Raw genomic sequence first — 20,266 nt, 5'->3', positions numbered from 1 at the left:
TGGGTCCCCGCCTTCGCGGGGATACAAGGAAGTAGGCAGAAACCATGGCAACCGAAGTCACCGTCCCCGTCCTGGGTGAATCGATCACCGAAGCCACCCTCGGCGAGTGGCTGAAGCAGCCCGGCGATCCCGTCGCCGTCGACGAGCCCATTGCCAGCCTCGAGACCGACAAGGTCTCGGTCGAGGTGCCGTCGCCGGTCGCCGGCGTCATGGGCCAGCACGCGGTCGCGGTCGGCGACACGGTCCAGGTCGGCGCGATGCTCGCCACGATTGACGCCGGTGACGGCGCTGCTGCTGCCCCCGCAAAGGCACCCGAGCCCGCCGCGACCGCAACGCCCGCAGCCCCCGCCAAGGACGAATCCGGCGCAGGGTACGGCGACCAGCCCGGCGCCGGCACGAGCGACTCGCCCGCAGCGCTCTCGCCGTCGGTCCGCCGCGCTGTGCTTGAGCACGGCGTCGACCCCGGCACCGTCAAGGGCACCGGCCGCGACGGTCGTATCACCAAGGAAGACGTGACCGCCGCCGCCTCGAGCAAGCCCGCCCCGGCCGCAGCACCTGCGCCCGCACCGGCCGCAGCGCCCGCAGCCTCGGGCCGCGGTGAAGAGCGCGTCCGCATGACGCGCCTGCGCCAGACGATCGCCAAGCGCCTCAAGGAAGCGCAGAACACCGCCGCGATGCTGACGACGTTCAACGACGTCGACATGACCGCGGTGATCGAGGCGCGCGCCAAGTACAAGGACCTGTTCGAGAAGAAGCACGGCGTCCGCCTGGGCTTCATGGGCTTCTTCGTGAAGGCCGCCACGATGGCGCTGCGCGACATCCCCAGCGTCAACGCGTCGATCGACGGCGACGACATCGTCTATCACGACTATGCCGACATCTCGGTCGCGGTCTCGTCGCCGGGCGGCCTCGTCGTCCCCGTGATCCGCGATGCCGACCAGATGTCGGTCGCGACGATCGAGAAGACGATCGGCGACTTCGGCAAGCGCGCCAAGGACGGCGCGCTCAAGATGGACGAGATGAAGGGCGGCACGTTCACGATCTCGAACGGCGGCGTGTTCGGCTCGCTGATGTCGACCCCGATCATCAACCCGCCGCAGTCGGCAGTGCTGGGTCTTCACCGCATCGAGGAGCGCCCGGTCGCGATCAACGGCCAGGTCGTCATCCGCCCGATGATGTACCTCGCGCTCAGCTACGATCACCGCCTGATCGACGGCCGCGAAGCCGTGACGTTCCTCGTCGCGCTCAAGAACGCGATCGAAGACCCGACGCGCATCCTGATCGACCTGTAAGTATCCAAGCACCCCGGCGCAGGCCGGGGCCCAGTGGGGAAGGCCGCGGTGACGAAGCGCCTCGCCCTCCCCATATATCTCCCAACTGGGCCCCGGCCTGCGCCGGGGAAGTAAGAGAGAAGCGACAATGGCTGACTATGACTATGACGTCCTCGTAATCGGCGCAGGCCCCGGCGGCTACGTTGCCGCGATCCGCGCCGCGCAGCTCGGGCTGCGCACCGCATGCGCCGAGAGCCGCGACACGCTCGGCGGCACCTGCCTCAACGTCGGCTGCATCCCGTCCAAGGCGCTGCTCCACGCGTCCGAGATCTACGAGGAGGCCAAGGGCGGCCACCTCACCAAGTTCGGCATCGATTTCCAGGGCGTCTCGCTCAACCTCGACCAGATGCACGCCGAGAAGGCCAAGGCCGTCAAGGAACTGACCGGCGGCGTCGAATTCCTGTTCAAGAAGAACAAGGTGACCTGGCTCAAGGGCAAGGCCGCGTTCCAGGACGCACACACCGTAGACGTCGCGGGCCAGAAGGTCACCGCGAAGAACATCGTCATCGCCACCGGCTCAAGCGTCATGCCGCTTCCCGGCGTCGAGGTCGACCAGACCACGGTCGTCGACTCGACCGGCGCGCTCGCGCTCCCCAAGGTGCCCGAGCACATGGTCGTCATCGGCGGCGGCGTGATCGGTCTCGAACTCGGCAGCGTCTGGCGTCGCCTCGGCGCGAAGGTGACCGTCGTCGAATTCGTCGACCAGATCCTCCCCGGCTTCGACGGCGAAGTCCGCCGTGAGAGCGCCAAGCTGTTCAAGAAGCAGGGCATGGAGCTGAAGCTCTCGACCAAGGTCACCGGCGTGACCGTCGAGAACGGCGTCGCGACCGTCACCGTCGAGCCCGCCGCGGGTGGCGCGTCCGAGACGATGACCGCCGACGCAGTGCTCGTCTCGATCGGCCGCAAGGCGAATGTCGACGGCCTCAACCTCGAAGCCATCGGCCTCGAGCTCAACAAGCGCGGCCAGATCGAGACCGACCACTCGTTCCGCACCAAGGTCGACGGCGTGTGGGCGATCGGCGACTGCGTGCCCGGCCTGATGCTCGCGCACAAGGCGGAGGACGAGGGCGTCGCGGTGGCCGAGAACATCGCCGGCCAGACCGGCATCGTCAACGAGGACGTCATCCCGTCCGTCGTCTACACGATGCCCGAGATCGCCGGCGTCGGCCTCACCGAGGAAGCCGCGAAGGACAAGACCGAGATCAAGGTCGGCAAGTTCCCCTTCGCCGCCAACAGCCGCGCCAAGACCAACCGCGACACCGACGGCTTCGTCAAGGTCATCGCGGATGCCAAGACCGACCGCGTCCTGGGCGTCTGGATCGTGTCGAGCCTCGCCGGCACGCTGATCGCCGAAGCCGCCATCGCGATGGAATTCGGCGCGACCAGCGAAGACATCGCCTACACCTGCCACGCGCATCCGACGCATGCCGAGGCGCTCAAGGAAGCGGCGATGGCAGTACAGGGCAAGCCGATCCACATCTGACCGCGCAAGGCCGTAGCGAAGCTACGGCCGAGCACCCGGCGGTCAGACCGGCCGGCGGCGCTCCAGCGCCGTCCGACGGCAGGGGCTTTGCCCCTGTCCGCCCAGGCCACGGTTGAGCCGAGTTTTAGAGGGCGTCGGTAGTTAACTTCACCGGCGCCCTTTCTGCGTCTGCGGGGTGCGAGCGAAGCGTGTGTTCTATATCCCTAAGCCCGTGAGGGGAGGGGCGGGCGCTACAAAATCGCGCCCACAGCGCCCCGGAACCAGACGACCCACCCCCACCCGTCATCCTGGCGAAAGCCAGGATCCAGAGCCACAAGCGTAACCCCCTGCGGCTCTGGATCCTGGGTCGAGCCCAGGATGACGGCAGGGGCGGGCGCAGTTTGCATCCAGCAATTAATCGCCGGTCCGGATCGGCAAGCTCACACGCGACATTCCGCGTCCGCAACTACGCTCAACCGCGGCGCGCCCCACCCCACTCCCCGTCATCCCGGCGAAAGCCAGGATCCAGAGCCGCAAGCGTAACCCCCTGCGGCTTTGGATCCTGGGTCGAGCCCAGGATGACGGCAGGGGCGGGCGCAGTTTGCCTCCAGCAATTAATCGCCGGTCCGGATCGGCAAGCTCACACGCGACAACCCGCACCCGCAACTAGGCTCGACCGCGGCACGCCCCAACCCACGCCCCATCATCCTGGCGAAAGCCAGGATCCAGAGCCGCAAACGCAACCCTCCGCGGCTCTGGATCCTGGGTCGAGCCCAGGATGACGGAAGAGGTGGGCGCAGTATGTCTTTCAAGCCGTCGATCGCCGGGCCGTAGCTGCAGGCTCACCTGCAACAACCCGCCCGCTCCCGTCATCCCGGCGAACGCTAGGACCCAGAGCCCCGAAGGCACCCGCCCGCGGCCATGAGTGCCGGGTCCAGCCCGGGATGACGGAAGGGGGCAGGTCTCGCACCGTCGCCCGCCCGACCACCGCAGCGGGCCACCCGCACCGGTGCCGCTCGTCCCGCCCGCTCAGCGCGGCCAGCCGACGTTTCACCGCATCGATCGCTCGCTCCGGTGCGCACTAAGCGAGATTAGTGCGTGCGTTTACAATCTGTTTACCACCGCAGCATAGCGACCCGTCTCCACGCCGGTTCGACATCCCCGTCGCGACCGGTCGTGCAAGGAGCCTGCCTGTGCGTGCGTTGATGATCTTGGCGATAGGAGCGGCCTGCGTCGCGGGATGTACGACGCATCCGCGCAGCAGCGGGCGTCCCGTGGTGACCGCCGAACGCGATCCCGCCGCGCCGCGCTGGACGACGATCGCCACGCCCGCCGATCGCGCGCGGCTGGAGACGATGACCGACAGCTGGACGCGCGCGCGGGCCGCAGTGCCGAAGCGGCTCGCACGCCGGTTGAGGGAGGAAGGCGCGCTGCTCGATCCCGCCGCCGCGCTTGACCTGCCCGCGCTGTCGCCGGGCTCCTATCGCTGCCGGCTGGTCCGGCTCGGCGGACGCGCGGGCTATGCGAGCTTCGCCCCTGATTTCTGCTATGTCGATGGCGACGGCGCCGGGCTGTCCTTCACCAAGCAGACCGGAACGACGCTCCCCGGCGGCTGGCTGCACCCCGACACCGACCGGCGGCAGGTGTTTCTTGGTACCGTGCGGGCCGCCGCCGCGGATGTCGCGCCGCCCTATGGCACGAACCCGGCGCGCGATATCGCGGGCGTCGTCGAACGCGTCGGGCCGCTGCGCTGGCGGCTCGTGATGACGCGCGCAGGGCAGGGCGCGATCCTCGATCTGTACGAGCTGGTGCCTATGCCGCCCGCGCCGCCCGCGCCGCCGCGCTGAACTTCCGATCCTCCCCCGCCAGGGGGAGGTGGCGCCGCGGGCGTCGGAGGGGGAGGACACGCAGCCGCAGTTACCCGTTCCTCCCCCTCCGTCAGGCTGCGCCTGCCACCTCCCCCTGGCGGGGGAGGATCACCCAGGTCAGGCCTTGGGCGGCTTGGCGAAGTTCGCAGCGAAGCGCTCCAGGCCCGATGCGAAGGAGTCGATCACCTTGGCGAATTCGGGCGGCAGCGCAGCAGCGTCGCTCCTGGGCGGCTCGGGCGTTTCCCCTGCGAACGGCCCCGTGCCCGTCGCCGCATCGTCCGGGACGGGCGGCGTCGGCGGGATGGGCGGCGTCGGCGGCTGAGGCGGCTCTGGCGGCCGCGGTGCGGAGCCGTGCGCATCCTTTGCGGTGATCGCGTTCGCGGCCATCATCAGCCCGGCGGCGATCACCTGGCGGCCCGCGGGCGTCCCCATCTGCCGCGTCAGCGCGGCTGCGATTCCCGCGAACGGCGCCGCGCCGCCATGCTTGCCCGCCTTGGCGGACCAGCGTGCCTCGAACCCCTCGCGTTTCGTCCCGCCCTGCATCGCCTCGCGCTCGCGCGCCTCGCGTTCGCGACGCTCCTTCTTCTTCCCCATCTCGGTCTCCAGCACTGTATTGTACTAACAATACACGATGTAACTATCGTCGGCACCTTGGACAATGGTTCGGCGTTACCCATCTTTGCGAGCACCCGCCCGGCGCCCCCCGGGCTTGTCGCGTCCGAACAAATGTGGAACAGACTCTCCTATGCTGACCAAGATTTCCGTACGCGGCGCGCGTGAACACAACCTCAAGGACGTCGACATCGACATCCCCCGCGACACGCTGACGGTGATCACCGGGCTGTCCGGCTCGGGCAAGTCGAGCCTCGCCTTCGACACCATCTACGCCGAGGGCCAGCGCCGCTACGTCGAGAGCCTGTCCGCCTATGCCCGCCAGTTCCTCGAACTGATGCAGAAGCCCGACGTCGACCACATCGAAGGCCTCAGTCCCGCCATCTCGATCGAGCAGAAGACGACGAGCCGCAACCCGCGCTCGACCGTCGCGACCGTCACCGAGATCTACGATTACATGCGCCTGCTCTGGGCACGTGTCGGCATCCCGTACTCGCCTGCGACCGGCGAGCCGATCGCCGCGCAGACCGTCAGCCAGATGGTCGACCGCGTCATGGCGCTCCCCGAGGGCACGCGGCTCTACCTGCTCGCCCCCGTCGTCCGCGGCCGCAAGGGCGAGTATCGCAAGGAACTCGCCGAGTGGCAGAAGGCGGGCTTCACGCGAGTCCGCATCGACGGCACGATCCACGACATCGACGAGGCGCCCGCGCTCGACAAGAAGTACAAGCACGACATAGAGGTCGTCGTCGACCGCCTCGTCGTCGGTGGCGAGATCGCCACGCGTCTGGCCGAGAGCTTCGAAACCGCGCTAAAGCTCGCCGAAGGGCTCGCCTATGTCGACCCCGCCGACCCGGTCGAGCCGCACACCCCCAAGTCCGAAATCCTCGGCAGCAACGCCCCCGACGGCCGCATCGTGTTCAGCGAGAAGTTCGCCTGCCCGGTCAGCGGCTTCACCATCTCCGAGATCGAGCCGCGCCTGTTCTCGTTCAACGCCCCGCAAGGCGCGTGCCCGGCCTGTGACGGCCTTGGCGAGAAACTGCTGTTCGACGAAGACCTCGTCGTCCCCAACCACATGCTCAGCATCAAGAAGGGCGCGGTCGTCCCCTGGGCGAAGTCCAACCCGCCCTCGCCCTATTACATGCAGGTCCTCGGCAGCCTCGCGCGCGAATACAAGTTCGACATCGAGACCCCCTGGGGCGAGCTCCCCGAAGAGGTCCAGCGCGTCATTCTCCACGGCTCGAAGGGCAAGCCCGTCACGCTCACCTTCATCGACGGCAAGAAGAAATACGACGTCTCCAAGCCGTTCGAGGGCGTCATCGGCAACCTCAACCGCCGCCTGCTCCAGACCGAGAGCGCGTGGATGCGCGAGGAGCTGAACAAATACCAGTCCGCCGCCCCGTGCGAGGTCTGCGCCGGCGCGCGCCTGAAACCCGAGGCGCTCGCGGTCAAGATCGCGATGAAGGACATCAGCTACGCCACCCACCTCTCGGTCGTCGACGCGCTCCAGTTCTTCACCGACATGCCGCAGCATCTCGGCGACCAGCAGAACGCGATCGCCGAGCGCATCCTGAAGGAAATCGTCGAACGCCTCGGCTTCCTCAACAATGTCGGCCTCGACTATCTCAACCTCGACCGCACCAGCGGAACGCTAAGCGGCGGCGAGAGCCAGCGCATCCGCCTCGCGTCGCAGATCGGCAGCGGCCTGTCGGGCGTGCTCTACGTCCTCGACGAGCCCAGCATCGGCCTGCACCAGCGCGACAACGACATGCTCCTCAAGACGCTGCGGCGCCTGCGCGATCTCGGCAACACCGTGCTCGTCGTCGAGCATGACGAGGACGCGATCCGCACCGCCGACTATATCATCGACATGGGCCCCGGTGCAGGCGTTCGTGGCGGCCAGGTCGTGGCCCAAGGCACGCTCAAGCAGATCCTGAAGTCGAAGGGCAGCATCACCGCGGACTATCTCAACGGCACGCGCGAAGTGCCTGTCCCGGCCACGCGGCGCAAAGGCAACGGCAAGAAGCTCACCGTCCACAACGCCACCGCGAACAACCTGACGGGCGTCACCGCCAGCATCCCGCTCGGCACCTTCACCTGCGTCACCGGCGTCTCGGGGTCGGGCAAGTCGAGCTTCACGATCGACACGCTCTACGCCGCCGCCGCGCGCGAGCTCAACGGCGCGCGCATCGTCCAGGGCAAGCACGACAAGATCACCGGCCTGCAATATCTCGACAAGGTCATCGACATCGACCAGTCGCCGATCGGCCGCACCCCGCGCAGCAACCCCGCCACCTATACCGGCAGCTTCACGCAGATCCGCGACTGGTTCGCGGGCCTCCCCGAAGCCCAGGCGCGCGGCTACAAGCCCGGCCGGTTCAGCTTCAACGTCAAGGGCGGCCGCTGCGAGGCGTGCCAGGGCGACGGCGTGCTCAAGATCGAGATGCACTTCCTGCCCGACGTCTATGTGCAGTGCGACGTCTGCCACGGCGCGCGCTACAATCGCGAGACGCTGGAGGTGAAGTTCAAGGGCCACAGCATCGCCGACGTGCTCGACATGACCGTCGAGGACGCCGCCGAGTTCTTCAAGGCGGTCCCCCCGATCCGCGACAAGATGGCGATGCTGGTCGAGGTCGGTCTCGGCTACGTAAAGGTCGGCCAGCAGGCGACGACGCTCTCGGGCGGCGAGGCGCAGCGCGTCAAGCTCGCCAAGGAACTCTCGCGCCGCGCGACCGGCAACACGCTCTACATCCTCGACGAGCCCACCACCGGCCTGCATTTCGAGGACGTCCGCAAACTCCTCGAAGTCCTCCACGCGCTGGTCGAGCAGGGCAACACCGTCGTCGTGATCGAACACAATCTCGACGTCATCAAGACCGCGGACTGGGTCCTCGACCTGGGGCCGGAGGGCGGCGTCAAGGGCGGCGAGATCGTCGCCGAGGGCACGCCGGAGAAGGTGGCGAAGGCCAAGGGGAGCTTTACGGGGAAGTATCTGGCGCCGTTGTTGGAGAAGCGGGTGGTGGCGGCCTAACCCGGACTCCCCTCCCCTCCGGGGAGAGGGCTGGGGAGAGGGGGGCAAGGGAATGCATGCCACGGCTGCCAACCGACTGATCAGGATCTCGGAACGACAACCGCGCCAGGTTAGCGGCGTTGCAAGCGGAGAAGGTGGCGAAGGCCAAGGGCAGCTTCACGGGAAGTATCTGGCGCCGCTGCTGGAGAAGCGAGCGGTGGCGGGGTGATTAGGCTACGGCGTATCGCCTCTCGCAGCTAATTCTTTCAGTATGATCGTTACGGCATCATCTAAGGCGTTGCCGTAACAATTAAACTGCGTGCGAAGTTCGTCTTCAGAAAGAGGCCACGTCTTACTTACCCACATTTCACGAACCTCGCGGGCGCTTTTGGAAAAGCTCAACCGAGGTGTGAAAAGAACAAGGGCGTCTGATCCTTCAAAATCTTCCTGCGTAAGAATTGCTTGCTGGATCATTGTCGCAAGAAGGCGTTTTTGAAAACCGTTCAACGCATTTGCTGACTAGCCGATGATAAAAACCGGCGTGAGTTTGCCACCTCGATTGTAAACGAAGGTCGGCCGTACCGGTATCATAATATTTCGGCCAATCGGGTACCGTTCGATCATTCCGTCGAACGCGCGAAGGCCTTTGATCTCGTTTTTATCCAGCCACGGTATGAGCGCTGTAGCAATCTCATGGCCCAACTTACGAACAAGTGGGTTAAGGATGAGGTCGATGCCCGACCGCGTAGTTGCCGCGGAAACTCCTAGAGTGACATAGTCAGCGAGCAAACGATAAACTTGCGCCAGCGCATCGCGTGGCTTTGCGAGGACGAACTTTGATATACGCAACGCGGTTTCGTCACGACGACGATCATTCAAACGAACCCAGTTTGCGAGCGACGGTGGTCGTCTCATTTCGTCCACGCGCTGCTCAGCAGTTTTAGGTATTTTCAAAGACACCTCCCGTTCCAATTTGAGTTATCCGAGTCGCGCTTATTTCCATTCCAGGATTCGTATGGCCACTATACCACCAAACGCTATACCATGCACCACCTTCTCGATGAGATAGGGCTCTAAGTTCCGATGCGTTGCAGGATAGGAGGGGCTTAATAGCTGATTTTAGGAAGGCTTCTTCTTCGGGGGTAGATGGATCTTAGCTTCCTCGAACTCCTCTGAAGCGGTAGAAAATGACTTAGCTCTCCCGCCAATGAATCCGTTACCATAGCTCTTAAAACTCTGATAAAGTTCGCGAAAAACAGGACCGTGCTCCCAAGCTTCCATTTTTGCATTTGTCAGAAGGACGTTTCGTTCAACGAGAAACGCCTCAACTGCAAAGTACACAAGCTTGTTTATCCCCATGTTCGTATGTCGGTAACCAACTGTCTCGGCGTGGTCTAAAATCCAGTTTGCTAAGCCTCGCACGCTATAGCCCAGCCGCCGAGGCTCAGCCGTTCGCACGTCGGTGTTTGCATGGTCTTTCATCGTCACTCCGCGAATGTGATCTGAGAACTAAACTAGGTCAAAGCCGAAGGCTTAATGGGCGAGTGATCGCGACGCTCGGTACCAATCGATGGGCACGTGTTGCCCTTCCAGCCTCATCCTCAACAAGCTATACTAACCTTTCTGGCGGACCTAATTCCAATCGAGATGCAGGACGCTACCCAAAAAAATGCCGCCACCTATGACGCATGGTTCCGCGCAAAGGTCGAGCGTGCGATGGCGTCCACAAAGCCCGGTATTCTGCATGAGGTAGTGATGGCAGAACTGCAGGCCATCATCGATAAGTATAGACCTCATTGATCCCGCGGGTTGTCTGAATAGACGAAGCGACAAGCAACCTGCTGAACATCCTTAGCCACATCAGCGCGCGCGATTTGGCGGCCGCCTAACTGCTGAGCGCGGCGATCATGGACACCGCGAAAACTCTCAATGATCAGCGATATAGGCACCTAGCGGGGACGGGGCCGGAACCAGCGAGGCGGTGGTCCATCCCGACTGCTCAATCTACCGGGTCACCGGGGCGATCGAGATCCTTGCCGTCCTCCACGCTCGCCAGCGTTACCCCTGACGCCCCGCCGCCGCCCGCACCCCCGCGGCGGAACCTCGCCGCACGGCCGCCCGTTTCCCGGCCTCATCACAAGGACACGCGCATGACCAAGCCACGCCATCCCCATACGCCGCCCAAGCCCAAGACGTTCGGTCGCAACGCGCTCGCGTTCGGGGCGGCGGCGATCGGGCTCGGGGGGCGCTGCTTGCGGTGTTCCTGCGGTCGAAGGCCAATCCGGCGGAACATGCTGCGCCCGACCTCGCGCTCGACAAGCCACGCCCCGGCGCGGACGATCGTGCGCCCGAGGCGTTCCGGCCCGATCCGACCGCGGGGCCGACCAAGGCCGAGCGCGAGTCGCTGCGTCCGGCGACCGGGCCGGCGCCGTCGCTGGTCGCCGACCGGGGGACGCTCAACAGCTGAGCCGCACCTAGCCTGCGCATCGGCGACGCACCCAAAGCCGGTTCCGAACGTTCGGGCTGTGCCATCCACGAGGAATCGGAATACTCCATGAGCATCTTCAGCAAGATCAAGTCGGCCATCTTCGGCGAAAAGGGCCCGCTCGGCAGTGGCCATTTCGGCACGCCCAAGCCTGCCGCGCCGACGTCCGCCGCACCCACGCCCGCGGCCCCCAAGCCCGCCGCGCCGGCGGCACCCGCTGCGCCGCAGGGACAGGCCGCGCAGCCCCAGGCGATCCCGCAGTCCGCGCCCGCCGCGGCGCAGCCCGTCGACGTCGAGGCCGTGCTCTCGGGGATCGCGTCGCGCAAGGGGTCGGATCTCAACTGGCGCAGCTCGATCGTCGACCTGATGAAGCTGCTCGATCTCGATTCGAGCCTCGACAACCGCAAGGAGCTCGCGACCGAGCTCGGTTATTCGGGTGCCAAGGACGGCAGCGCGGAGATGAACATCTGGCTGCACAAGGCGGTGATGCGCGAGCTCGCCAAGAATGGCGGCACCGTGCCCGCGTCGCTCCAGGACTGAGCCATACCGGCGAAACGTACAAGCTGACGGCGCCGCGCAACAAAAGCGCGGCGCCGATCATTAGGGTGATATCACCAACCCCCTGATAGGAAACGATAGATGCGTGCTATGACGCTTGGCCTCCTGGCCGCCTCCACCTTGGTTGCCGGCTGCGTCGGTGACGGGGGCAGCCGCTACGGCGTCGATCCGCGCTATCGCAGCTACGACTATAACGCGCCCGATCCGGCCTATGGCGGCTATGACGCCGGCCGCTACTACCGCGACGACCGTCGCTATCGCGAGCGCCGCCTGTCGAACAACGATCGCGTCTATCGCGGCAATGACGGCCGCTATTATTGCCGTCGCAACGACGGAACGACGGGGCTGATCGTCGGCGGCGTCGCCGGCGGCGTGCTCGGCAACGTCATTGCGCCGGGCGGGTCGGGTCTGCTCGGGACCGTGCTCGGTGCCGCCGGCGGTGCGCTCGCAGGGCGCGCGGTCGATCGCGGCAACAGCCCGGCGCGCTGCCGCTGACCGGGAACCGGAGGGCAGGGGTGGCGGCCGGTGGTCGCCGTCGCGCCTGCCCGACGGACAGGTTTTTGCGCTGATAAAATGGCCCGGCGATTTGCAATTCCGGGGCATGTAGACCATATTGCAGTTTGCTACAGTCGCATATCGACGGTTCTTGGCGCTTTGCGGCACCTTTCTCCTTCTTTCCCTGCTCCGCGGCATGGGTCGTCCGAACCTCGGATGCCCTTAATTAGAAGGAGCCAACGCATGGCTATCACCGGAACCGTCAAGTTTTTCAACGCCGACAAGGGCTATGGCTTTATCGCGCCGGATGGCGGCGGCAATGATGCCTTCGTGCACATCACCGCGGTCGAGCGCGCCGGCATGCCGACGCTGAACCAGAACCAGCGCGTCACCTACGAGCTCGAGCCCGACAAGCGCGGCAAGCAGTCGGCCGTGAACCTCCAGCCGGCCGATTGATTCGGCCACGGCGCGACGATCATACGGGTCGTCGCGCCACTCTATTGCGGATGCCGCCGTCACCCGATGGTGCGCTCCGATCTCCTCAGGAGCACGCACGATGGCCGACAATCCCGAATTTTACCGTGCCCGTGCCGAAGAAGAGCGTCGCAACGGCGATGCCGCGCAGCTCGACAATGTCCGCGACCGCTGCCGCCGTGCCGAAAAGGCATGGGACGACATGGCCAACCGCGCCGAGCGTACGCAGATCCTGCGCGCCGCGCGTGAAGCCGCTCCCCGGGCGGAGAGCGCATGTCGATGGTAACGATGGCGCCCGCCGAATAATTCGCCGGTCAGGACCGGGCGGTCACAACGGCTTGCCCGAATCCTTCCAGCGATCGAGTATTTCGGAACGCGGCGGCAATCTGTCCGTGGCGTTCTTGTCTTCCCGCACGTCACCGCTCTTTTGATAGGCCGGCTGCGCATCGCTCAGGACCACTGGCGCGATCAGCGACGGCGACGCGTCCGTCCGGGCGCTTTGGGCCACCGACACCGGTAACACGGTCGGTGCCTCCAGAACCCCGCCGGCAGTGCCGCCGGGCACGGGTTCTCCCCCATGATAACGCTGGCTGAATGCCGCCGCCGTTCCCCAATATCCCTTCCAGCGATGGAAGAAATGCGCGCCGACGACGTCCGTCATGACCAAGGTACGGTTCCAGGCAGGCGTGACCGCATAGGTGTGATAATGCGTCGCCAGTCCGACCGGGGCGTAGACATAACCCGCAAGCGCCATCCCGGCATTGCGCGCCGCGCGCGCCCAGGCGGCCCGCGCCGGTATCCGCATCGTCGCCCCGTCGCACGCGAAACTGAACTGGCATCCTGTCGATGCGGTGTCCGTCTGGACACCCTGATACACGACGCCGCACACCGTCGCCGGGAAAGCCGGATGGCGTGCACGGTTGAGAATGACCTGTGCGACCGCACGCTGGCCCGCATCGGGTTCGGATGCCGCCTCGTAATACAGCGCTGTCGTCAGACACAGTAGCGCGCGGTTGCGATCGGTCGTGCTCGTCCCCGCCATCGAAAAGGGACGCGCCGCAACGACGCCGTCATCGCCGCCAACTAGTGTTGCGCTGATGGGCAGCGCGGGCAGGTCGGTCGTCCCCGTGGCCCCCGTTGCGGGCGCTGCGGCACCCTGTGCGGCATAGAATAACGCGGCTCCCGGAAAATGATCCTGCCGTTCATATCCAGCCGCCGCGCTGCTCGCGCCGCCCGAGACGACCGGATGTTCGCTGATCGCACGATAGGCAGCGTGTGCCGACAGCCCGACACCGATCGTGCCGCCAGCTGCTACCGCAACCAGCCACGCACGGGCATGCATCGATCCTCTCCACGCCAAACCGCGCACCGCAGCGTCATCCTTCTTCCACGCACTCGAGCCGCGGCTGCCATAGCAGATGATGTCCTACCGATCCGCTACCGATCGCGAGACGCGTCCCGATCGGAGACGCGTCGCGCCGCCGATCATTTCAATGCTGCGGTGTCGAGGTTCACTGCGGTTTCGGGGATGACTTCGACCTTTGGATAGGCCTTCCGCAGCGGCTCGATGAACTGCTTCGCATCGCCAACGACGACGATGCTTGCGGCCTTTGGATCGAGCAGCGCCGCCGCTGCCGCTTGTGCCGCTGCCGGATCGACGGACCCGACCGCGCCGGTGAAACGCTGCAACTCGCCGAGCGGGACACCGTTCTGGACATAGGCGCCCAAGATCGCCGCGACGCCCGATGTCGTCTCGATCGTGCGACCGAAACCGCCGATCAGCACGGCCTTGCGCGTGTCGAGTTCGCCTGGCGGTACCGGGGCGGAACCCATCCGCGCCATTTCGGCTGCGATCAGCGTCACGACCTCCGCCGCGGTCGGGTTCTTGGTCTGCGTCCGCGCTGCGACGGTGCCCTGTGTCTTCCCCGCATCGAGCCCGCTGCTCGCGCCATAGGCGAGTCCCCGCTTGATGCGGATTTCCTGGTTGAGGCGGGACGAGAAGCCGCCGCCCAGCACCGTGTTGGCGACCGCGAGCGGGTAATAGCGGCTGTCCGACCGCGCGATCGTCGGGCGTGCCACCACCACGCCGGCCTGACCGGCCTCGGGCATGTCGACGACGATCACGCGCGGTGACGGATAGGCGATCGGCGGGATGGGCCGGGTTGCCGCAGCGGCAGCCTTCCAGCCGGCAAACTGCGCTTCTGCCAAAGACTTCGCGCGGGCCGTGGTGACATCACCGACCATGATCAAAGTCGCCTGGTCGGGCCGGAAGCTGGTCGCATAGGCCCTGGTGATGTCGGCGCGCGTCAGCGCCTTTAGCGAGGCCGGCGTACCGTCGATCGGTGCCCCGTAGGGCGACGTGCCGAGGACTGCGCGATCGGCGACCAGCGCGGCGAGTTGTGCCGGGTTCTTCAGCGCCAGCGCGACGGCATCGATCTGCTGCGTCCGCGCGCGCTCGATCTCGGCCGGGTCAAAGGCCGGGTTGATCGCGACATCGGCGAGGATCGCGAGCGCCGGCGCCAGTTGGTCGGCCTTGACCGTCACGTCGACCGACGCGCCGTCACTCGCCGCATCGCTGCTGATCGCGCCGCCGAGCCCCTCGACCTGCCGTGCGATCTGCGTCGCCGATCGGGTCCTGGTGCCCTTGGTGAGCAACCCGGCAGCCATCGCACTGGCACCCGCGCGGTTGGCCGGATCGGTTGCCGCTCCTCCCGACGTCACGAGATAGGCGGTGACGATCGGGAGGTCGTGGCGTTCGACCGTGATGAGCCGCATCCCGTTCGCCAGCCGCGTCTCGGTCGGTTGCGGGATCGTCGCTGCGACCTGTGTGCCGGGAGCCGGGGGCTGGATCCGCTCCGCCTCCGATGCGGGCGTGACCACAGTGATGTTCGCCGGGGCGGTCAGGTCGGCAACGCGGACCGTCTGGGCGATTTCGATCGGCGTCGCGGCCGCACCATTCGGCTTCGACGCGAGCGGCAGGTAGCGGATCGTCGCGGACTGGGCTTCTGCCAGATATTTGCGCGCGACGCGCTGGACGTCTGCTGCGGTCACGCGCGCGATCTCGGCAAGCTGCCGGTCCGCGGCGTGCGGGTCGCCGTCGATGATCACCGAGGCGGCCAGCGTGCTCGCCTTGCCCTCCGCGGTCTCGCGTGACTGGATCGACTGGGTCAGGATCTCGTTCTTCGCCTCCGCCAGTTCGGCAGCGGTGACGGGAGCATCCCGCAGTCGCCCGATTTCGCGCTTCAGCGCAGCCTCGCCGTCGGCCGCGCTCTTGCCGCCCGCCATGATGGCGTAGACCGCAAGATTGCCGGTCGACTGCTTGCTGTCGAGCATCGCGTCCGCGGACTGCGCCAGTTGCTGGCGATAGACGACGGATTCGTACAGCCGCGAACTTTCCCCGGTTGCAAGCACCGCCTTCAGGACGCTGAGCGCAGGAATGTCCGCATCGCGGTCGGCAGGAATATGATAGCTGATCAGCACGGCGGGCAGCGGTGTGTTCGGCTCATAAACCGTCCGCGATATCGCCTTGGCCCGTGCCGGCTCTGCAACGGTCACGCGCGGGATCGCTCCGACCGGCTTCTTGATCTTCGCGAAATAGCTGTCGATCCAGCCGTCCAGCTGTCGCTGATCGAAGTTGCCGGAGACGACCAGGACCGCGTTGTCCGGCCGATAATAGGTCGCGTGGAATGCGCGGACATCGTCGATCCCCGCCGCCTCGAGATTTTCGAGGCTGCCGATCGTGCCGCGCGCATAGGGATGCGCCTGATAGGCAAGCGCCGGGTAATAGAGCGAGAACAGCTTCCCGTAAGGACGGGCGAGCGTGCTCTGGCGCAATTCTTCCTTCACGACGTCGCGCTCGGAGGCGAAGCTCTTGGGTTCGACGACCAGGCTCGCCATCCGGTCCGCTTCGGCAAAGAGCAGCCGTTGCAAATGGTTCGCTGGCACGACCTCGTAATAATTCGTGTAATCGTCGTTCGTCGATGCGTTGTTATAGCCGCCGACGTCTTCGGTAAGCCGGTCCATCTGCTCGGAGACGAGGTTGCGCGTCGACTTGAACATCAGATGTTCGAACATGTGCGCAAAGCCGGACTTGCCCTTGGGGTCGTCCTTCGATCCGACATCATACCACACCTGCACCGACACATTGGGCGTGCCGGTGTCGCGGATCGCATAGACACGCAGCCCGTTGGGCAGCACCCGCTGCGTGAAGGCAATCGGCTTGACCGCGACTTGCGCGGTCGGAGCGGTCTGCGCCACCGCCGCCAGGGGCCAGCAGGCTGCAGTGAGCAGCAGGGCGGAGCGGAGGAGGCGCATCGGTATCCTTACTTGGGGTTGCGCGAACGGTTGAACAGCACCGCCCCGGCGATCGCGGCAGAGCCGATACCGACGCCGAGCCCGATCTTGCCGAGCGGCCAGGTCTTGGCCTTTTCCACGGTGGCCTTCGCGGCCGCTTCCGCATGGAGCTTGGCTTCCTTTGCGGCGGCCAGGATCTCGTTGGGGGTATCGTTGTCGGTATTCGTGGTGATGGGATCGGTCACGTCACTCTCCTAACTCGATTTGCGAGCATACTCCGCTCGAAAACCATTTGCGAACTGCGTCAGCGTGCCGGTTGCGATCGCTGCACGCAGGTCGGCCATCAATGTCTCGTAGAACCAGATGTTGTGCTCGGTCATCAACATAGCGCCAAGCATCTCGCCTGCGCGGACGAGATGATGAAGATAGGCACGACTCCAGGTCGCACACACCGGACAGCCGCAGCCCGCTTCAAGCGGCGTCTGGTCCTCCGCAAATTTGGCATTGCGGATGTTGATTGGCCCGATGCGCGTGAATGCCTGTCCGGTCCGCCCCGAGCGCGTCGGCATGACGCAGTCGAACATGTCGATCCCGCGCTCGACCGCACCCACGATATCGTCGGGCTTGCCGACTCCCATCAGATAGCGCGGCTTGTCGACGGGCAATTGTCCCGGCGCAAAGTCGAGGCAACCGAACATCGCCGCCTGGCCTTCGCCGACCGCGAGACCGCCGACGGCGTAGCCGTCGAAGCCGATCTCGATCAGCGCATCGGCCGAAGACTTGCGGAAGGACTCGTTCAGCGCGCCTTGCTGGATTCCGAAGATCGCGTTGTTTTCGGCGTGTGCGCCGCCGGCGTCGAACGCATCGCGGGATCGTCTGGCCCAGCGCATCGAGCGCTCCATCGCCGCCGCCTGAACCTCGCGTGTCGAGGTCGTCGGAACGAGTTCGTCGAACGCCATGACGATGTTCGAACCGAGCAGCCGCTGGATCTCGATCGACCGTTCGGGGCTGAGCAGGTGGCGCGTACCGTCGAGGTGGGACTTGAACGAGACGCCCTCCTCGGACCGCTTCGTCAGATCCGCCAGGCTCATCACCTGATAGCCACCCGAGTCGGTGAGGATCGGCTTCGACCAGCCCATGAAATCGTGCAGCCCGCCGAGACGCGCGACGCGTTCCGCCCCGGGGCGCAGCATCAGGTGATAGGTGTTGCCGAGGATGATGTCGGCGCCCGCTGCTGCGACGTCGTCGGGCTTCATCGCCTTCACCGTCGCCGCGGTTCCGACCGGCATGAAGGCGGGTGTGCGGATGACACCGCGCTGCATCGCGATCTGGCCGGTCCGGGCGGCGCCGTCGGTTGCGGCGATGGTGAACGTGAAGCGGGGGGCACGGGATTGTCCATTAGCGGCGCTTGCTGCGCGGGGGGCGTTGGGCGCGAAACTGCGGATCGTCAGCAATTCCTCGCGGACGAGAACGCCGTCGCGATTTCGGTCGAACCGGCTGAAGAATTGCGCGAACCGCGCCTGCAGTTCGACGAGCGTGATCGCATTGTCGCCGTCGCGGTCGACCTCGAACGGGCTGGGGAGCGCGTTGCGATCACCCAGCCATTTCAACGACCAGTCGGCATAGGAGATATACCCGATCTTGCCGCTGCTCGCGCCTTCGGCGGTGGCAAAGCTGCGGGCGAGGCAGGCGTTGAGTTCCGGTTGCGTTACCCGCGCGTCGTTTTCGCCATCGCATGCCGCGATGAACAGCGCGGCTGGTTCGGCGAAGATGGTCGATGGCGGCTGTGCGCCGCCGGCAGCCGGTGCGGCGGGCACCGCCTGCAGCGCCAGGATCAGGGGTATCAGCATGGGCATGTCATGGCAGCAGCAGGCTGGCGTCGCCATAGCTGTAGAACCGATAACGCGCGCTGATCGCATGGGCGTACGCCGCCTGCATCCGCTCGCGACCCATCAGTGCCGAGACCAGCATGAACAAGGTCGAGCGGGGCAAATGAAAATTGGTCACCAGCCCGTCGATCCCGCGAAAGCGATAGCCCGGCGTGATGAAGATCGCGGTGTCGCCCTCGAACGGTCTGATCACGCCATCATCCCCCGTCGCGCTCTCGATCAGCCGCAACGAGGTCGTGCCGACCGCGATGACGCGCCCGCCAGAAGCGCGAACGGCGTTCAGTCGGTCCGCCGTCTGCGGATCGATCCGGCCCCATTCGGCGTGCATCCGATGATCGTCGGTATCGTTCGCCTTCATCGGCAGGAACGTGCCGGCACCGACGTGAAGCGTCAGCGTCGCATGCTCGACACCCGCATCGGCGAGTGCCTGAATCAGCGCGGGCGTGAAGTGGAGGGCGGCGGTGGGCGCTGCGACTGCGCCCGGCTCGGCGGCAAACATCGTCTGATAGTCGTCGGCATCGCGCGCGTCGGTCGCCCGCTTGCCGGCGATATACGGGGGCAGGGGCATGTGCCCGACGCGATCGAGCAGCAGTTCGAGCGGCTCGTCACCGGCGAATTCGAGCGCATAGCTGCCGTCGCTCTCGCGGTCGACGGCCGTGGCGCTGACATCGGCACCGAAGTCGATCACGTCGCCATCGCGCAATCGCCGCGCATTGCGAATGAACGCCCGCCATCGCCGGGGACCTTCGCGCTTGTGCAACGTCGCGCCGATCTTCGCGTCCCCCCGCCGCCCCTCGAGCTGTGCGGGGATCACGCGGGTGTCGTTGAACACGAGCAGATCACCGCGCCGCAGCATTTGCGGGAGATCGGCGACGCCCGCGTCACGCGTCGTCGCGCCATCCAGAACCAGCATACGCGCCGCATCGCGCGGCGCCGCGGGGCGTAGCGCGATGTTTTCGGGCGGCAGGTCGAAGTCGAAAAGGTCGACGTTCAACGCAATCTCACTTCTTTGAAGCTGCCTTCTTGGCGACGGGCGGCTTGCGCACCGGCGCGAGCTTGGGCTTGGCCACGCCAGGTCCGGTGGCGGTGCCCGGCAGCGTCACGGGGGCGCCAAGCGCCGGCGGCGCGACGACTGGCCCGGCGACATAGGCCGGCGGGTTGTCAGCGGCGATATAGGCATGCGTGATCCGCGACGGGTTCGCCGGCGGCTCGCCGCGCTCGATCGCGTCGACATATTGCATGCCGTCAATCACGCGACCGAAGACGGTGTATTTCTTGTCGAGGCTCAGCCGCGGCTGGAAAACGATGAAGAACTGGCTGTTCGCACTGTCTTCCTTCTCCGAGCGGGCCGCGGACACGGCGCCGCGCACATGCGGGAGATAGTTGAATTCGGCCTTCACGTCGGGCAGCGGCGAGCCCCCGGTGCCGTCGCCCTTGGGATCGCCGCCCTGCGCCATGAATCCGTCGATCACGCGGTGAAACGGCAATCCGTCATAGAAATGCTGGCGCGTCAGCGTCTTGACCCGCTCGACCATCAACGGCGCGACGTCGGGACGGAGCCAGATCGTCACACGTCCGCCGGTCGACAGGTCGAGCAGCAACAGGTTCTGCGTGTCCGTCGTCAGCGGTGGCGTGGCGCGACCGGCAACATTGGGATCGATGATCTGGGCTGTCGCAGGAACCGTCAACAGGGACCCGAGAACCGCAAGCATACCGGCGAAAAAGCGCATCAAATCCCTACTCGCATTGGCTGGACGAACGACGTCGAACCGGCCCCGAACTCTCAAGCCGC

The 20,266-nt window shown here is 65.9% G+C and carries 20 protein-coding genes; 10 read left to right on the top strand and 10 right to left on the bottom strand.

Features of this window, described 5'->3' with window-relative positions:
- The first annotated feature begins 44 nt into the window (after nt 1-44).
- The 3 genes from odhB to QP165_RS07155 all read left to right on the top strand — a co-directional run bounded on the left by odhB (nt 45) and on the right by QP165_RS07155 (nt 4,640).
- Entirely contained in the window at nt 45-1,292 is a 1,248-nt protein-coding gene (odhB, locus tag QP165_RS07165; RefSeq protein WP_130326595.1) for a 2-oxoglutarate dehydrogenase complex dihydrolipoyllysine-residue succinyltransferase, read from the top strand.
- 127 nt (nt 1,293-1,419) lie between these two features.
- On the top strand, nt 1,420-2,814 hold the full coding sequence (gene lpdA / locus QP165_RS07160) for a dihydrolipoyl dehydrogenase (protein ID WP_333994769.1): 1,395 nt from the start codon (nt 1,420-1,422) through the stop codon (nt 2,812-2,814).
- Between the two features lie 1,256 nt (nt 2,815-4,070).
- Nucleotides 4,071-4,640: a DUF4893 domain-containing protein gene (locus tag QP165_RS07155; RefSeq protein ID WP_333994768.1), complete on the top strand. Its 570-nt coding sequence runs from the start codon at nt 4,071-4,073 to the stop codon at nt 4,638-4,640.
- Between the two features lie 138 nt (nt 4,641-4,778).
- Here QP165_RS07155 and QP165_RS07150 read toward each other — a convergent pair whose 3' ends face one another.
- The gene (locus QP165_RS07150) at nt 4,779-5,255 is read right to left on the bottom strand and encodes a hypothetical protein (protein WP_333994765.1); all 477 of its coding nucleotides are present in this window, start codon (nt 5,253-5,255) and stop codon (nt 4,779-4,781) included.
- 151 nt (nt 5,256-5,406) lie between these two features.
- Here QP165_RS07150 and uvrA point away from each other — a divergent pair, with 151 nt between their 5' ends.
- Complete coding sequence (gene uvrA, locus QP165_RS07145) at nt 5,407-8,301, top strand: excinuclease ABC subunit UvrA (protein ID WP_333994764.1); 2,895 nt, start codon at nt 5,407-5,409, stop codon at nt 8,299-8,301.
- Nucleotides 8,302-8,514: 213 nt separating this feature from the next.
- On the opposite strand, the gene QP165_RS07140 is transcribed toward uvrA, so the two are convergent.
- The 3 genes from QP165_RS07140 to QP165_RS07130 all read right to left on the bottom strand — a co-directional run bounded on the left by QP165_RS07140 (nt 8,515) and on the right by QP165_RS07130 (nt 9,762).
- The gene (locus QP165_RS07140) at nt 8,515-8,787 is read right to left on the bottom strand and encodes a hypothetical protein (RefSeq protein WP_333994763.1); all 273 of its coding nucleotides are present in this window, start codon (nt 8,785-8,787) and stop codon (nt 8,515-8,517) included.
- 12 nt (nt 8,788-8,799) lie between these two features.
- Entirely contained in the window at nt 8,800-9,240 is a 441-nt protein-coding gene (locus QP165_RS07135; protein ID WP_333994761.1) for a hypothetical protein, read from the bottom strand.
- A gap of 159 nt (nt 9,241-9,399) precedes the next feature.
- Nucleotides 9,400-9,762 (bottom strand): Panacea domain-containing protein, encoded by a 363-nt coding sequence (locus tag QP165_RS07130; RefSeq protein WP_333994760.1) that lies wholly within the window; start codon nt 9,760-9,762, stop codon nt 9,400-9,402.
- 96 nt (nt 9,763-9,858) lie between these two features.
- Between QP165_RS07130 and relB the strand changes: the two genes are divergently transcribed.
- The 6 genes from relB to QP165_RS07100 all read left to right on the top strand — a co-directional run bounded on the left by relB (nt 9,859) and on the right by QP165_RS07100 (nt 12,578).
- The gene (relB, locus tag QP165_RS07125; protein WP_333994759.1) at nt 9,859-10,080 is read left to right on the top strand and encodes a type II toxin-antitoxin system RelB family antitoxin; all 222 of its coding nucleotides are present in this window, start codon (nt 9,859-9,861) and stop codon (nt 10,078-10,080) included.
- 457 nt (nt 10,081-10,537) lie between these two features.
- Nucleotides 10,538-10,747, top strand: a complete 210-nt coding sequence (locus QP165_RS07120) for a hypothetical protein (protein ID WP_333994758.1) — start codon at nt 10,538-10,540, stop codon at nt 10,745-10,747.
- 87 nt (nt 10,748-10,834) lie between these two features.
- Complete coding sequence (locus QP165_RS07115) at nt 10,835-11,305, top strand: DUF3597 domain-containing protein (RefSeq protein ID WP_056016634.1); 471 nt, start codon at nt 10,835-10,837, stop codon at nt 11,303-11,305.
- 99 nt (nt 11,306-11,404) lie between these two features.
- Entirely contained in the window at nt 11,405-11,818 is a 414-nt protein-coding gene (locus QP165_RS07110; protein WP_156350085.1) for a glycine zipper 2TM domain-containing protein, read from the top strand.
- 243 nt (nt 11,819-12,061) lie between these two features.
- Nucleotides 12,062-12,274 carry a cold-shock protein gene (locus QP165_RS07105; RefSeq protein WP_031394996.1) on the top strand — a complete coding sequence of 71 codons (213 nt, stop codon included), beginning with the start codon at nt 12,062-12,064 and terminating at the stop codon, nt 12,272-12,274.
- 100 nt (nt 12,275-12,374) lie between these two features.
- The gene (locus QP165_RS07100; RefSeq protein WP_333994755.1) at nt 12,375-12,578 is read left to right on the top strand and encodes a hypothetical protein; all 204 of its coding nucleotides are present in this window, start codon (nt 12,375-12,377) and stop codon (nt 12,576-12,578) included.
- 42 nt (nt 12,579-12,620) lie between these two features.
- On the opposite strand, the gene QP165_RS07095 is transcribed toward QP165_RS07100, so the two are convergent.
- The 6 genes from QP165_RS07095 to QP165_RS07070 all read right to left on the bottom strand — a co-directional run bounded on the left by QP165_RS07095 (nt 12,621) and on the right by QP165_RS07070 (nt 20,204).
- A complete protein-coding gene (locus tag QP165_RS07095; RefSeq protein ID WP_333994754.1) occupies nt 12,621-13,634 on the bottom strand; it encodes a cell wall hydrolase in 1,014 nt (337 codons plus the stop codon).
- A 143-nt stretch (nt 13,635-13,777) separates the two neighbouring features.
- A complete protein-coding gene (locus QP165_RS07090) occupies nt 13,778-16,606 on the bottom strand; it encodes a M16 family metallopeptidase (RefSeq protein WP_333994753.1) in 2,829 nt (942 codons plus the stop codon).
- A gap of 8 nt (nt 16,607-16,614) precedes the next feature.
- Complete coding sequence (locus QP165_RS07085) at nt 16,615-16,830, bottom strand: hypothetical protein (RefSeq protein ID WP_235532204.1); 216 nt, start codon at nt 16,828-16,830, stop codon at nt 16,615-16,617.
- A 9-nt stretch (nt 16,831-16,839) separates the two neighbouring features.
- On the bottom strand, nt 16,840-17,949 hold the full coding sequence (tgt, locus tag QP165_RS07080) for a tRNA guanosine(34) transglycosylase Tgt (RefSeq protein WP_333996969.1): 1,110 nt from the start codon (nt 17,947-17,949) through the stop codon (nt 16,840-16,842).
- Nucleotides 17,950-18,442: 493 nt separating this feature from the next.
- A complete protein-coding gene (gene queA / locus QP165_RS07075) occupies nt 18,443-19,468 on the bottom strand; it encodes a tRNA preQ1(34) S-adenosylmethionine ribosyltransferase-isomerase QueA (protein ID WP_333994751.1) in 1,026 nt (341 codons plus the stop codon).
- Between the two features lie 7 nt (nt 19,469-19,475).
- On the bottom strand, nt 19,476-20,204 hold the full coding sequence (locus tag QP165_RS07070) for a peptidylprolyl isomerase (protein ID WP_333994750.1): 729 nt from the start codon (nt 20,202-20,204) through the stop codon (nt 19,476-19,478).
- Nucleotides 20,205-20,266: the final 62 nt, after the last annotated feature.

It is taken from the genome of Sphingomonas sp. 22R3R2A-7, assembly GCF_036856055.1.
Classification (GTDB): Bacteria; Pseudomonadota; Alphaproteobacteria; order Sphingomonadales; family Sphingomonadaceae; genus Sphingomonas.
Note: the sequence above shows the minus strand (reverse complement) of the source record. Positions and strands in the feature narration are given on the sequence as shown.